This window comes from Sphingopyxis sp. sgz302558 (assembly GCF_057220455.1).
In genome coordinates this window covers 345958-359474 of record NZ_JBXPUZ010000002.1, presented here as the reverse complement: position 1 = coordinate 359474, position 13517 = coordinate 345958, and the positions used below count along the sequence as shown (strand labels likewise).

Annotated in this window: 11 protein-coding genes; 2 read left to right on the top strand and 9 right to left on the bottom strand. The window is 64.2% G+C overall.

Going from position 1 to position 13517, the window contains the following annotated elements:
* Positions 1 to 1422, bottom strand: coding sequence for a DUF1800 domain-containing protein (locus AC2TC0_RS07075; protein ID WP_484716811.1), 1422 nt, complete (start codon positions 1420 to 1422; stop codon positions 1 to 3).
* Between the two features lie 166 nt (positions 1423 to 1588).
* Between AC2TC0_RS07075 and AC2TC0_RS07070 the strand changes: the two genes are divergently transcribed.
* Positions 1589 to 2143 carry a glycoside hydrolase family 108 protein gene (locus tag AC2TC0_RS07070; protein WP_484716810.1) on the top strand — a complete coding sequence of 185 codons (555 nt, stop codon included), beginning with the start codon at positions 1589 to 1591 and terminating at the stop codon, positions 2141 to 2143.
* A 54-nt stretch (positions 2144 to 2197) separates the two neighbouring features.
* Positions 2198 to 2611: a holin family protein gene (locus AC2TC0_RS07065; RefSeq protein WP_484716809.1), complete on the top strand. Its 414-nt coding sequence runs from the start codon at positions 2198 to 2200 to the stop codon at positions 2609 to 2611.
* Here the strand turns inward: AC2TC0_RS07065 and AC2TC0_RS07060 are convergent.
* From AC2TC0_RS07060 to AC2TC0_RS07025, 8 genes are all read right to left on the bottom strand, one after another.
* The gene (locus AC2TC0_RS07060; RefSeq protein ID WP_484716808.1) at positions 2592 to 3002 is read right to left on the bottom strand and encodes a hypothetical protein; all 411 of its coding nucleotides are present in this window, start codon (positions 3000 to 3002) and stop codon (positions 2592 to 2594) included. The two genes, AC2TC0_RS07065 and AC2TC0_RS07060, sit on opposite strands and share 20 nt — an antisense overlap.
* 122 nt (positions 3003 to 3124) lie before the next feature.
* Positions 3125 to 5761: an alanine--tRNA ligase gene (alaS, locus tag AC2TC0_RS07055; RefSeq protein WP_484716807.1), complete on the bottom strand. Its 2637-nt coding sequence runs from the start codon at positions 5759 to 5761 to the stop codon at positions 3125 to 3127.
* A gap of 75 nt (positions 5762 to 5836) precedes the next feature.
* Positions 5837 to 6463, bottom strand: a complete 627-nt coding sequence (locus AC2TC0_RS07050; protein WP_484716806.1) for a glutathione S-transferase family protein — start codon at positions 6461 to 6463, stop codon at positions 5837 to 5839.
* A 12-nt stretch (positions 6464 to 6475) separates the two neighbouring features.
* Entirely contained in the window at positions 6476 to 7285 is an 810-nt protein-coding gene (locus AC2TC0_RS07045; RefSeq protein WP_484716805.1) for an arginase family protein, read from the bottom strand.
* Between the two features lie 87 nt (positions 7286 to 7372).
* Entirely contained in the window at positions 7373 to 8455 is a 1083-nt protein-coding gene (gene recA, locus AC2TC0_RS07040; RefSeq protein WP_484716804.1) for a recombinase RecA, read from the bottom strand.
* Between the two features lie 113 nt (positions 8456 to 8568).
* Complete coding sequence (locus AC2TC0_RS07035) at positions 8569 to 8931, bottom strand: response regulator (RefSeq protein WP_484716803.1); 363 nt, start codon at positions 8929 to 8931, stop codon at positions 8569 to 8571.
* Positions 8924 to 11305, bottom strand: coding sequence for a hybrid sensor histidine kinase/response regulator (locus AC2TC0_RS07030; protein ID WP_484716802.1), 2382 nt, complete (start codon positions 11303 to 11305; stop codon positions 8924 to 8926). Before AC2TC0_RS07030 ends, AC2TC0_RS07035 begins: the two co-directional genes overlap by 8 nt.
* Before the next feature lie 97 nt (positions 11306 to 11402).
* On the bottom strand, positions 11403 to 13457 hold the full coding sequence (locus AC2TC0_RS07025) for a M13 family metallopeptidase (RefSeq protein ID WP_484716801.1): 2055 nt from the start codon (positions 13455 to 13457) through the stop codon (positions 11403 to 11405).
* Between the last annotated feature and the right edge of the window lie 60 nt (positions 13458 to 13517).

Here is a 13517-nt window from a genome sequence, read left to right as displayed (position 1 = left end):
TCATCTCCGCAGAAATTCGGGGGCCATCAGCGCCAGCACCACGCCCTGCGCCGGGCTGTCGGCGCGCGCGATGGCGATCAGCGTCGCTTCGCTTGCCCCATCGGCCATGATCGCGGCGCCCCAGCTGCGCGGGTCGGTGCGCGCCGCAATGCCGCCAGCCACGCGCGACGCCAGTTCAGCGCGCAGCATCAGCCCCGACGCCCCAGCCCAGCGGTCGGCAATATCGTCGAACCCGGCGGGCGAGCCCGGTTGCCAGATCGGTTGGCCCAGCTGCGCCAGCGCACCCACTGCCCCGCGCCGGTCGGGCAATTGTTTGATGCCGGTCGCGCGCAGCATCGACACGGTCCAGTCCCACGGTGTCTTGAACTTGGGCGTGGCGGTCTGCCAACTTTCGGGCGCGTCGATCAGAACGCGGTAGAGGGTCGGCAGGTCGCCGCTGCTGTCGATATAGGCCCGCTCCAGTTTGGCGACCAGCGTGGGCGGCGGCGTGTCAGCGGCGAAGTGGCGGGCAAGTTTGGTCGCGATGTGCCGCGCGGTGGCGGGATGCCGGGCGAGATCATCGAGCACGGCCAGCGCCTGCGCGCGGTCTGTCCCGCCATAGTTTTTGCCCAATATGCGCTGTGTCCCCGGTTCGTGCATCGCGGGCACGAACACGGCATCACCGGGATCGGCATTGACGCCCATGCGCCGCAACAGCTGGTCGGGACGTTGGCCCAGCCCGGCCACCGTCCAGCCCGTCAGCGTGCGGGCAAAGGCGGTGACGTCGGCCTGCACATAACCACCGTTCACGCCCAGCGTGTGCAGCTCCAATATCTCGCGCGCCAGATTTTCGTTGAGGCCAAGGCGGCCGCCCTCGCCTGCGGCTGCGCGCGCGCCGACGCGCTGCGCCAGCAGGCTGCCGGGCCCGACCGACTGCGCTTGATCGAGGAACAGCAGCATGGCGGGGTGCAGCGCGGCCGCTTTCAGCAGGTCGCCGAATTTGCCCATAATGTGCGGGCGAATCGCCGCATTCTCGAAATCGCCCGCCAGCGCCGCCACCGGCAGTGATTGCACCGACACAGCAAAATGGTTCGACCAGAAATGCACCAGCCGCTCGGCAAAGGGGGTGTCGGTGACCGCTGCTTGCTGCAACCGTGCCGCGGCGGCGTCGAGATAATGGACGCGCACATCGCGCGCGATGGTTTCGGGATCGGTTCCCATGCCCATCGCCTCGCCCGCACGCGCAGCACGGCGGTCATCGCGATAATTTTTGAAGGTTTCGACCGCGACCCGGCGCGGCGCCAGCGCGGCCAGACTATCGGGTGCGGGATTATAGGCCCTCAAATCGGCGGCCAGCATGGCGGCCACATCGCGCGGTGCCGGCCCATCGCCCGCACGCCACCCCAGGCCAAAGCGATTCAGGGCAAGATAGGTTTGCGGCATCGCCAATTTCCTCTTCTACCGCCAGCGTCGGCCGCCAATGTCGCAAAACTATGCCAGCCATGCCGCGAAATATCGCACGCCGCCCGTGCGCCATGCAGATTCCGCTTTCCTACATTGTTCCTATTTGGTTCCTTAGGACGAATCATCTCTCCCGAAAGGAACTGCCATGCCGACGCCATCGATTGAAACGCTGATTGACGATGTTATCGCCCGCGAAGGCGACTATGTTCATCACCCTGCGGATCGCGGTGGTCAGACGCGCTGGGGCATCACCGCAGCGGTGGCGCGCGCGCAGGGCTATGCCGGCGACATGCGCGCGCTGCCCCGCGACGTGGCGGCGGATATCTATGCCCGCATCTACTGGCACGCCCCCGGCTATGACAAAGTCGCCCGACGCGCCCCGCGCACCGCCGCTGAATTGTTCGATACTGGCGTCAACATGGGCACGGCCACCGCCACCGGTTTTCTGCAACGCGCGCTCAACGCGCTTAACCGCAGCGCGCGCGACTATCCCGACATTGTCGTGGATCGCGCCATCGGCCCCGCGACACTGCACGCGCTCGACGGCCTGCTGCGCGCCCGCGGCCCGCGTGCCGAAACCGTGCTGCTGCGCGCCATCGAGGCGTTGCAGGGCGAACGCTATATCGCGCTGGCCGAGCGCCGCCCCAGCCAGGAGGCCTTTCTCTATGGATGGCTCGCGAACCGAATTGGTTCGCACTGATTCAGCGCCCATCGTGAGTGAAGTTACGCAGTTTTCCTAAGGAAAGGACATTCCATGAGCATCATCGAATCTATCATCGGCCCCATCGCCAAGCTGATCGACAAGATCATCCCCGATCCCGAAGCGCGCGACCGCGCCAAGCTGGAGCTCATCAAGCTGGAGGGTAGCCAGGAAATGGAGGCTATTCGCACACAGATGACCGCCATCGTCGCCGAGGCGAACAGCGCCGACCCGTGGACCAGCCGCGCGCGGCCCAGCTTCCTCTATGTGATGTATGCCCTGTTGCTGTGGGCCATCCCGATGGGCCTGATCGCCGCCGCGCGCCCCGACATGGCGACCAGCATCGCCAATGGCATGAACGCCTATCTGGCGGGGATCCCCGAACCGCTGTACGCGCTGTTCGGCACCGGCTACCTCGGCTACACCGCCGCGCGCACCTGGGGCAAGGTCAAGGGGGCGGAGCGCTGACAGCCTCAACCCGCGTCAATTTATAGCTTTCCAGGCCGTTTCCCCAGTCGGTCGCGACCTCCAGCCCGTTGCCGTGGCTGCGGATCGCCAGCGCCACGCTACGCCCGTCAGCGAGCGGGTATTCGACCATCAGCCCGCCCATGCCCGCCCGCAGCGGCACGTCGGTCGGCGCGGCGCATTCGGGCGCACAATAAGCGACGGCAATCGTCTTGCTCGCCTCGCCCTGCGGCAGCGTGAGCCGCCAGCCATCACCATCGCCCTCGCCACTGACGTCGGTATAGGTGCCCGGAGCGATGATCAGGCCGGGGGAGGTGGTTTGATTGTCTTGTTCGTCGGGAGAACTGCAAGCAGCGAGGGTTAGGACGACAGAGGCCGAAATGCCCGCGGCCATTTTCCTTCTCCGCCTGTGCTGAGCTGGTCGAAGCACCAAACTTCTCCTTCAATCGACGGGTAAAAGAAAGGACGGCCCTTCGACAAGCTCAGGGCAGACGGATTGGGGATTAAACGCTCTGTTTATGCTGCCAGCGCCGTGCGCACCGCTGCCACCGCTGCTTCCGCCGCTCCGCCATCGGGGCCGCCGCCCTGCGCCATATCTGGCCGTCCGCCGCCGCCCTGCCCGCCCAGCGCGGCTACGGCCAGCTTGACCAGCGCCACAGCGTCTTGAGGTGCATCGTTGACGCCAACTGCCACCGAAGCGCGGCCGTCGTTGATCGCGACCAGCATTGCGACGCCCGACCCGACAGTCTTCTTCAGATCATCGACCGCGCCGCGCAGACCTTTGGGATCGAGCCCGTCGACCACCTGCGCGATAAAGCGCACGCCGCCAATCTCTTCAACCGCGGGGCCGCTCTTCGCCGCACCGCCACCCAGCGCCAGCGCCTTTTTGGCCTCGGCCAGCTCGCGCTCGGCTTTCTTCAATGCCTCCGCCAGCGCAGCCACGCGCGCGGGCACTTCGTCGGGGCTGGTTTTCAGCGTCGCGGCCACCCCGCGCAGCGCTTCGTCGCGCGCGCTCAGCCACTGCCGCGCGGCTTCGCCGGTCAGCGCCTCGATGCGGCGCACGCCGGACGACACGGCGCTTTCGCTGACAATCTTGAACAGGCCGATATCGCCCAGCGCGCGCACATGCGTGCCACCGCACAATTCGACCGAATAGCTGTTCACATCGGCGCGGCCCATGCTCAGCACGCGCACCTCGTCGCCATATTTTTCGCCAAACAATGCCAGCGCGCCTGCCGCGACAGCGTCATCGGGGGTCATGAGGCGCGTCGTCACCGGCTCGTTGCCGCGGATCTGGGCGTTTACCTCAGCCTCGATCGCCGAGATTTCGTCGGTGGTCAGCGCTTTGGGATGCGAAAAGTCAAAACGGAACCGGTCCTCCGCGACCAGACTGCCCTTTTGTGTCACATGGCCGCCAAGGTGATTTCTCAGCGCTGCGTGAACCAGATGGGTTGCACTGTGGTTGGCGCGTACACGGTCGCGGCGGGCGTTATCAACCACCAGCTGCACCGTATCGCCCACGGCGATGCTGCCCGCATCGATGGTCGCGTGATGGGCGTGCAGCCGCCCCAGCGGTTTGGCGGTATCCGTCACTGTCGCACGCAGCCCGTCGAGACTGGTGATGGTGCCGGTATCGCCCATCTGGCCGCCGCTCTCGCCATAGAAAGGCGTCTGGTTGGTCAGGATGGTCACCTGATCGCCGGCCCCGGCATGCGCCACAGTCGCACCGTTCTGTACCAGCGCGATGACAGTCGCTTCGCCGCTCGTGCTCGTGTAGCCGGTGAATTCGGTGCCGCCATGTGTTTCGGCAAGGTCGAACCACACCTCATCCGACGCACGCTCGCCCGATCCCTTCCACGCGGCCCGCGCGGCGGCCTTTTGCTGCGCCATCGCCGCGTCAAATCCGGCACGGTCGACCGTCAGACCCTGCGCGCGCAAGGCGTCTTCGGTCAGGTCATAGGGGAAGCCATAGGTGTCATAGAGTTTGAATGCGACATCGCCCGCCAGCGTATCGCCCGCGCCCATGCCGCGCGTTGCATCGTCGAGCAGGCGCAGGCCGTTGGCGAGCGTCTGGCGGAACTTCACTTCTTCCCGCTCCAGCGTTTCGGCGATCAGCGGCTGCGCGCGGATCAGTTCGGGGTAGGCCGCGCCCATTTCCGCCGTCAGCGACGGGAGCAAGCGGTGCATCAGCGGGTCCTTCGACCCCAACAGATGCGCGTGGCGCATCGCGCGGCGCATGATGCGGCGCAGGACATAGCCGCGCCCCTCGTTGGACGGCAGCACGCCATCGGCGATGAGGAAGCTCGACGCGCGCAGATGGTCAGCGATGACGCGGTGGCTGGCGCGATTGTCACCCTCGGCCTTCACGCCGGTCATATCAGCCGATGCGCCTATCAGCGCCTTGAAGGTGTCGGTGTCGAAGTTGTCGTGGACCCCCTGCATCACCGCCGCGATGCGCTCCAGCCCCATGCCGGTGTCGATGCTGGGGCGCGGCAGGTCAACGCGCTCGCCGCCCGCCAGCTGTTCATATTGCATGAACACCAGGTTCCAGATTTCGACAAAGCGGTCGCCATCCTCATCGGGCGATCCTGGCGGACCGCCCGGAATGTGCGCGCCATGGTCATAGAAGATTTCGCTGCACGGCCCACACGGCCCCGTGTCACCCATCGACCAGAAATTGTCGCTGGTGGCGATCCGGATGATGCGGTCATCGGGCAGACCAGCAATCTTGCGCCACAGCCCCGCCGCTTCGTCGTCGGTGTGATAGACGGTGACGGTCAGGCGCGCCGGATCTAGCCCCCAGGTGCCGGTGATCAGGCTCCACGCATGGTGGATGGCCGCTTCCTTAAAATAGTCGCCAAAGCTGAAATTGCCCAGCATCTCAAAGAAAGTGTGGTGCCGCGCGGTATAGCCAACATTGTCGAGGTCGTTGTGCTTGCCGCCCGCGCGCACGCATTTCTGTGACGACACGGCGGTCACATAATCGCGCTTCTCGAGCCCGGTAAACACGTTCTTGAAAGGCACCATCCCCGCGTTGACGAACATCAACGTGGGGTCGTTATACGGCACGAGCGGCGCCGACGGCACGACGCGGTGATCGGCGGCGGCGAAATGGTCCAGGAAAGACCGGCGGATATCGTTGGTCGAAGTCATAGCGCCGCCGAGGTAAGCGCTTTGCTGCGCCGCGACAAGCGGGCTTGTTGCAGTGACAAAGATCGAGCGGTGCGATCAGAAGCCGTAATAGGCCCCGCCCTTTTCGCGTGCGCGTTGCCATGCCGGGCGGGCGTGGAGCCAGTTTACAAAAGCGGTGAGTTTGGGCTTGTCGGCGGCGCGGCCCTGCATCACCGCGACTTCGGCGGGGAAACTGAGCATCACATCGGCGGCGGTCAGCCGATCGCCGACCCAGAAGCCGCTGGCACCCAGCTCGCTTTCCATGAAGGCGAAGTGGCTCTCCAGCTGCTGGTCGATGCGCGGTTTGAGCGGCGCCGCCGCCTCTCCCAGCCGCCCGGTGTAAAGCGACAGCAGGATCGGCGTCATCGCCGATCCTTCGGCGAAGTGCATCAGTTCGGTGTAACGGACATGGTCATCGCTGCCACGTTCGGGGACCAGATGCGCGCCGCCGTGCCGCTCGCACAGATATTCGCAGATGGCGGCCGATTCATAAACCGTGCGGCCCGCATCCTCGATTACTGGCGACTTGCCGAGCGGGTGGACGGCGAGCAGTTCGGGCGGCGCGAGGTTGGTCACCGCGTCGCGCTGGTGATGACGGATTTCATAGGGCGCACCGATCTCTTCGAGCAACCAGAGGATGCGCTGCGACCGGCTGTTGTTGAGGTGATGGACGATCAGCGACATGGACGGCTCCCTTCAGCCATTGTTGCGGTGGATGAGGAAGGCAAGCTCCCGCACCAGCTTGGCACCGACTATGGCAGTCACACCGCCAATGTCACGCCCCGGATGATGCTCAACAATATCGGCGCCGACGATGGGGGCGGTTTGCGCACGCAGCACCGCAAGCACTTCGCGCACCGTCAACCCGCCGGGCTCGGGATGCGCGACACCGGGCGCCTCGCTGGGGTCTATGCCGTCAAGGTCGATGCTGATGTAAAGCGGCCCACCGAGCAGCGGAACGTCGCACGGCGCGAAATCAGCCATGGGCAGGATTTCGACCCCGAACCGTTCGGCCTGGTCGCGACAGTGACGGGTCAGCGTACGAATGCCCACCTGCACCAGCCGCTTGGCATGCCCGCCCTCCATGATGCGCGCAAAGGGCGAGGCGTGGCTGCGCGGATTGCCGCCGAAATCGGCATAAAGATCGGGGTGCGCGTCGAAATGCAAGATGGTGACCGGCCCGTGCCGCGCGGCGGCGGCGGCCACGAGAGGGAAGGTCACGGCATGGTCGCCGCCAAGCGCGAGCGGGATTTCCCCGGTCGCATGGACCAACGCGACGTGGCGCGCGATCGCGGTGTCGTCAGCGGGGGTGTCCTCGGTAAGCGGCAGGTTGCCATCGTCGGTCAGCGCGATGTCGCTACCGATTTCCAGTCCGGCTTCGCAGGCCAGATTGCCGCGCTCGGACCACAGCGCCGCGCGGATGGCAGCGGGCCCTGCCGCCGCGCCGCGCTCAAAGCTGCTGTTGATATCGGTGGGCAATCCGAACAGACGAATGGCGGCAGGCATACGGGGGACATTGCCCGCTTACCCCCTGCTGTCAACGCAAGGCTGTGTCAGGCCGGCGGCGAGGGGCGTGCCACCGGCCCGAATTGCTTACATCTCGTCGTCGCCGCCATCATCCGCGTCGGCGCCGACCATCATTTCTTCGGCGACCTGATCGGTGCGGCTGCGGATTGCTGCCTCAAGCCGCTGCATCAGCTCGGGATTATCCTTAAGGAAGGTCTTGGCATTTTCGCGGCCCTGACCGATGCGGATCGAATCATAACTGAACCAGGCACCCGATTTTTCGACCAGCCCAGCCTTGACGCCCAGATCCAAAATTTCGCCGATCTTGGAAATTCCCTGACCGTACATGATGTCGAATTCCACCTGCTTGAACGGCGGCGCGACCTTGTTCTTGACGACCTTCACCCGCGTGGTGTTGCCAACAATTTCCTCGCGGTCCTTGATCTGGCCGGTACGGCGGATGTCGAGGCGCACCGAGGCATAGAATTTCAGCGCATTGCCCCCGGTCGTGGTTTCGGGATTGCCATACATCACGCCGATTTTCATGCGCAGCTGGTTGATGAAAATCACCATGCAGCGCGAACGGCTGATCGAGCCGGTGAGCTTGCGCAGCGACTGCGACATCAACCGCGCCTGCAGGCCGACGTGGCTGTCACCCATCTCGCCCTCAATCTCCGCGCGCGGAACCAGCGCCGCGACCGAGTCGACCACCAAGATATCAATGGCGTTCGACCGCACCAGCGTGTCGACGATTTCGAGCGCCTGTTCGCCCGTATCGGGCTGCGAGACGATCAACTCGTCGATGTTGACGCCCAGCTTGCGCGCATAAACGGGATCGAGTGCATGTTCGGCATCGACAAAAGCCGCAGTGCCGCCAGTCTTTTGCGCCTCGGCAATGGCATGCAGTGCCAGCGTGGTCTTGCCCGAACTTTCCGGGCCATAGATTTCAATGACGCGGCCGCGCGGCAACCCGCCAACGCCCAAGGCAATATCAAGACCCAGGCTGCCCGTCGAAATCGCCTCGACCTGCATCGTTTCCTTTTGCCCGAGCTTCATCACCGAGCCCTTGCCAAAGGCGCGGTCAATCTGGGCGAGCGCGGCTTCGAGCGCTTTTTGTCTGTCCATGCTGGCAGCTTTTCCTGTTTCGACGAGTGACAATTGACTGGCCATTAGCCCTTCCCTTCTTGCCCTAAACGCGGACGCTCCGCACCGCAACGGAAACCGGTGTATCGCATTTGTTCCATTAGAACAAGAGGGGAACTTTGCTGGATTTCAGCCAAACTTCACGCGCGATTGGGCGCAAGAAGCAATTTCAGCATCGAATCGAGCTGCGCGATGCGAAAGGGTTTGACCAGCACCGGGCAACCGGCATGGGCGTGCGGTACCGAGCTTCCCCCGCCGGTCATCAACGCAAAGGGAATTGCCGCCGCCGCCAGTGCATCAGCCACCGGCCAACAGGCATCGTCGCCCAAATGCACATCGACCAGCGCCGCAGCCACGCCGCCCGCGGCAACAGCATCAAGCGCCGCGACGATATTGTCGACATGCACCGGTTCGGCATAACCCAAGGCCTCGCACTGGTCCGCGACCAGCAACGCGATCATCGCGTCATCTTCGACCAGCAATATTGTCCCGCCCTCACCCATCGGCGAGCGCTCCCCGCGCCCGCGCCAGCGCATCGGCCACGGCGTCGGTCAACTGCAGCACGGAAAAAGGTTTGGGGAGAAAATCCACATCGGCAATGCCAATCGATTGGCGCAGCTGCCCCTCGGCATAGCCCGACATGAACAGCACTGGCAGCAACGGCCGTTCGGCGCGCAGCTGCCGCACCATGGTGGGGCCGTCCATCGTCGGCATCATCACGTCGGTGACGACAATGTCGATAAGGTCATGCGCGGCATAGCGTTCGAGCCCTTCTTCGCCCTGCGTCGCGGTGATGACCTGATATCCGGCGCGCGTCAGCGCGCGTTCGGCGACCGCGCGCACCATATCCTCATCCTCAACGAGCAATATCGTGCCGGTGCCCCATTCTTCGCGCTTGCGCTTTTGCGGGATCGCGGGCTGCGGCTTGTCCTTGCCGCTGGCGTCGCGGTGAACAGGAAGGTAGATGGAAAAGCTGGTCCCCTTCCCTGCCTCGGTGTCGGCAAAAATATAGCCCGCCGACTGTTTGATGATGCCGTAAACGGTCGACAATCCCAGTCCGGTCCCCTTCCCCGCTTCCTTGGTTGTAAAAAAGGGTTCAAAAATCTTGGGCAGCACGTCGGCGGGAATTCCCGATCCGGTGTCCGACACCCGCAGCGCGCTATAATCGGCAGGGGGCATCAGGTCGTTGCCCATCGCGCGGACTTCGGCAGTAGTGACGGGAAATGTCTCGATCGTCAGCGTGCCGCCTTCCGGCATCGCATCGCGCGCGTTAACGGCCAGGTTGACGATAACCTGCTCCAGCTGGCCGGGGTCGGCGCGCACGGCACCCAGCCCGCGCCCATGGCGCACCGCCAGCGTGATGGTGTCACCGATTAATCGCTTCAGCAGGTGCGACACTTCCGAAATCACATCGGGCAGCTGCAGGATTTGCGGGCGCAGCGTTTGCTGACGCGAGAACGCCAGCAACTGCCGCGTCAGACTAGCGGCGCGGTTGGCGTTGTTGCGGATCTGCTGAATGTCGTCGTAATCGCCGTCCCCTGGCGTATGCCGCATCAGCATCAAATCACATGCGCCAAGAATTGCGGTCAATATGTTGTTGAAATCGTGCGCGACACCGCCCGCAAGCTGTCCGACGGCTTGCATCTTGGTGGCCTGTGCCACCTGACGCTTCAGCTTTGATTCCTCGCTGCTGTCCTTCAGGCTCAGCAGCACCGCCGCCTCTCCCAGCCCGCGCACGCCGGCGATACGCAGCGACACCGGCTCGTCCGGCTGCGCGGCAAGCCGCACCGACATGTCACCGCCCGCGGCCTGCCCGACGCTGTGCCGGCGGATCATGTCGGCCAGCGGCCCTTTGTCTTCGGTCACCACAATGTCGCCTGGGAAGCGTGGCACCTTGCCTTGCGGCATCCCCGCGGCCCGGCAAAAAGCGCGATTGACGAACAGGAACCGCCCGTCGCGGTCGACCATCCCCAGCCCGACCGGCAACAGCGAGAGCATTGTTTCGATATAGCCCTGGGCGGTCCCGCGCTCGACCGCGCGCCCACCTTCTTCATCCAGCAATAACAGCAGAACTGGTGAGGCGGGGTCGGCGGCGGCGACGGGGATTTGGACCAGCCGAACCGGCGTCGCGCGTTCTGCCTCTGCCTCAAAAAAAATCGTGCCCGCATCATCCACACGCAGCAACCGCGCGACATCCCGGCCCGCCATTCCTGCTGCCACATTGCCGCCGAGCGCACGGAGCGCAAAGGCGGTGTTGGCGGCGCGCACCCGCCCATCGGCGCCCACCAGCGCGACCATCAGCCCGGCATGGCCCAGTGCCAGACCAGCCGGCCCATCAATCATCCGCGCCGCCTCGGCGGCCAGATCGACGCTGCGGATAGCGGAAAAGCGCCACACCAGATAATCATCGCAGCGCCCGGCGCGCCGGATATCGGTATCAAAGCGTAGCGCCCCGACGCGCAGATCGGCGGCCAGACCGCTGCCGTCACGCCATGCCGCGCGCCCGGCAACTTTCAGCGCCTCGACCGCAGCGGGTTCCACGGGCAAGCTCGGCGGGGTCACAAATCCGCCAAACCAGCTGGCATAAAGATCATTGGCGCAAATCAGCCGACCAGCACGATCGGTGACCGCAATGGCGACATCGTCATGGTCAATCGCCTGTCGCAGCATCGTCCAGTCGGGGGGCGTCGCGACCTCGCTGACCGCCCCGGGAAGCAAGCGGCGCAGCAGGATGGCCGCTGCTGCAAGCAGACAAAGGCCCGCCAGAAATCCGGCGGCCAGCGCCGCGCTGCGGCTGATCCACAACAGCAGCCCGGCGGAGCCCAGCCCGGCGGAGACCAGCACCAACCATTCCCATGGCCGCGGATTGATGGGCATTGCGCCCAGCGTCGGCCTATCCCCCTCGCCCGCAATCCGGTTCAGCAGTTTCGGGGGGACGAGGGCGGTCAAAACTGGTCTTTCTGGCAGCAGCCCCCTACCAGATGCGCACGCGCGCGTCGGGGGCGAGATAGAGTTTCTGTCCAGGCTTTACCTGATAGGCATCATACCATGCGTCAAGGTTGCGCATCACCCATGCGCGCTGGATCGAGGGGGAATGCGGACCATTGGTGATTTGCCGCGACAAAGCAGGCTCGCGATAATTGCGTCGCCACACCTGTGCCCAGCCCAGGAAGAAACGCTGGTCCCCGGTCATGCCGTCGATCACCGGGGCAGGCTTGCCGCCCAGCGAGGCTTTGTAAGCGTCATAGGCCACCGACAGACCGGCAAGGTCGCCGATATTCTCGCCCAGCGTCAATTTGCCGTCCAGAAACTCGCCCGGCAGCGCTTCATAGGCTGAATATTGCGCAATCAGCTGTTCGCCCGCTTTTTCAAAGGCAGCGACGTCGGCGGGAGTCCACCAATCTGCCAGCCGGCCGTTTTCGTCATATTTGGCGCCCTGATCGTCAAAATGATGGCTGATTTCGTGGCCAATCACCGCACCGATGCCACCATAGTTGATGGCTGGGTCGGCGTTCACATCAAAGAAAGGTGGCTGGAGAATGGCCGCGGGAAAGACAATCTCGTTCATGCTGAAATTGGCGTAGGCGTTGACGGTCATCGGCGTCATGCCCCACTCCCAGCGGCGGATCGGCCCGCCCAGACGGCTGATATTGTCGTCATGGGCGAATTGTCGCGCGCGCAGGGCGTTGCCGAACAGATCATCGGCACGCATTTCGAGCGCGCTATAGTCCTTCCAGCGGTCGGGATACCCGATTTTGGTGGTGAAATTGGCCAGCTTCTGCCGCGCCTTCACTTTGGTAGCGGGCTGCATCCATGCCAGATTGTCGATGCGGCGGCCCATGGCGGCGAGCACATTTTTAACGAGGCCATCCATCGCTGCCTTGGTTTCGGGCGGAAAATATTTGGCGACATAATCCTGCCCGACCGCTTCGCCCAGATTGGCGGTGGTAAAGTCAACCGCGCGCTTCCAGCGCACCTGTAGTTCGGGCGTGCCCGACAAGGCGGTGCCGTAAAAGGAAAAGCTCTCCTTGGCGACCGCATCGGGCAAAAATCCGGAAAAGCTGTCAAGCGAGCGAACCAATAACAGATCGCGCAGCACGCCGACCGGCGCATCGGCATAAATTTTGGCAATGCCCGTAAAGGCGCTCGGCTGCGATACCAGCAGACTATCCTCGTTCACCCCGACACCGCGCACCAACGCGGCAAAGTCAAAGCCTGGCGCGGCCTTGGCGAGCTGGGCCAGCGTCATCTTGTTATAAACCTTGGTGGCATCGCTGCTGTCATTCTTGTCCCAATGAACCTCAGCGATCTTCGCCTCGAGCGCATAGAGCGCGGCGGCGCGCGGCTTGACGTCGCGCTCGCCTGCCAGCGTCAGAATGTTTTCGACATGCTGCACATAAGCGGAGCGCAGCGTTTTGAAGCGATCGCTGTCCTTCAAATAATAGTCGCGGTCGGGCATGCCGATGCCGCCCTGGAACATCGTATAGATATAGACGTCGGGATTTTTGTCGTCCTGCCCCACAAAGCCGCCGAACAGATGACCCACGCCATTGCGGTCGGCCTCAGCCATCAACGCCGGCATGCCGGCCTTGTCGGTCGCCCTGATCTTGTTCAGCCACGGCTGGATCGGAGCCAGCCCGCGCGCCTCGACCGCTGCCTCATCCAAATAGGCGGCATAGGCGCGCCCGATTTTGCTCGAGGGGTCATTCTTTGCTTCTTCCAGGATCAGGCGCGTGCGTTCCTTTGACATGTCGTCGAGCGCAGTGAACATGCCATAGTTTGACCGGTCGGCCGGGATGGCCGTGGTGCGCGCCCAAGTGCCGTTGGCAAAAGCATAAAAATCATCGCCGGGCGCCACGGCCGTATCCATTCCGGCCGCGTCGAACCCAAATGTGCCTAGCTGCGGCTTAGCAGCTGGAGCCGCAGCGGCGGCTGGCGCCTCGGGTGCCGGGCTGGCGGCACAGCCTGCGAGCAGCACAGCGGCAGTCGCGGTGAGCAAGGCCGCATGGCGGCGCGAAAAATTGGTCATGATGATCCCCTGGTTGCCCGGCGGACCAAATCCGCCCCTACTGGCAGGCTACAGGATGGC

What these genes read in the sequence shown, in the direction of transcription:
- AC2TC0_RS07075 (WP_484716811.1), bottom strand. Translation starts at nt 1,422, where the DNA reads ATGCCGCAAACCTATCTTGCCCTGAATCGCTTTGGCCTGGGGTGGCGT.
- AC2TC0_RS07070 (WP_484716810.1), top strand. Translation starts at nt 1,589, where the DNA reads ATGCCGACGCCATCGATTGAAACGCTGATTGACGATGTTATCGCCCGC.
- AC2TC0_RS07065 (WP_484716809.1), top strand. Translation starts at nt 2,198, where the DNA reads ATGAGCATCATCGAATCTATCATCGGCCCCATCGCCAAGCTGATCGAC.
- AC2TC0_RS07060 (WP_484716808.1), bottom strand. Translation starts at nt 3,002, where the DNA reads ATGGCCGCGGGCATTTCGGCCTCTGTCGTCCTAACCCTCGCTGCTTGC.
- alaS (WP_484716807.1), bottom strand. Translation starts at nt 5,761, where the DNA reads ATGACTTCGACCAACGATATCCGCCGGTCTTTCCTGGACCATTTCGCC.
- AC2TC0_RS07050 (WP_484716806.1), bottom strand. Translation starts at nt 6,463, where the DNA reads ATGTCGCTGATCGTCCATCACCTCAACAACAGCCGGTCGCAGCGCATC.
- AC2TC0_RS07045 (WP_484716805.1), bottom strand. Translation starts at nt 7,285, where the DNA reads ATGCCTGCCGCCATTCGTCTGTTCGGATTGCCCACCGATATCAACAGC.
- recA (WP_484716804.1), bottom strand. Translation starts at nt 8,455, where the DNA reads ATGGCCAGTCAATTGTCACTCGTCGAAACAGGAAAAGCTGCCAGCATG.
- AC2TC0_RS07035 (WP_484716803.1), bottom strand. Translation starts at nt 8,931, where the DNA reads ATGGGTGAGGGCGGGACAATATTGCTGGTCGAAGATGACGCGATGATC.
- AC2TC0_RS07030 (WP_484716802.1), bottom strand. Translation starts at nt 11,305, where the DNA reads ATGCCCATCAATCCGCGGCCATGGGAATGGTTGGTGCTGGTCTCCGCC.
- AC2TC0_RS07025 (WP_484716801.1), bottom strand. Translation starts at nt 13,457, where the DNA reads ATGACCAATTTTTCGCGCCGCCATGCGGCCTTGCTCACCGCGACTGCC.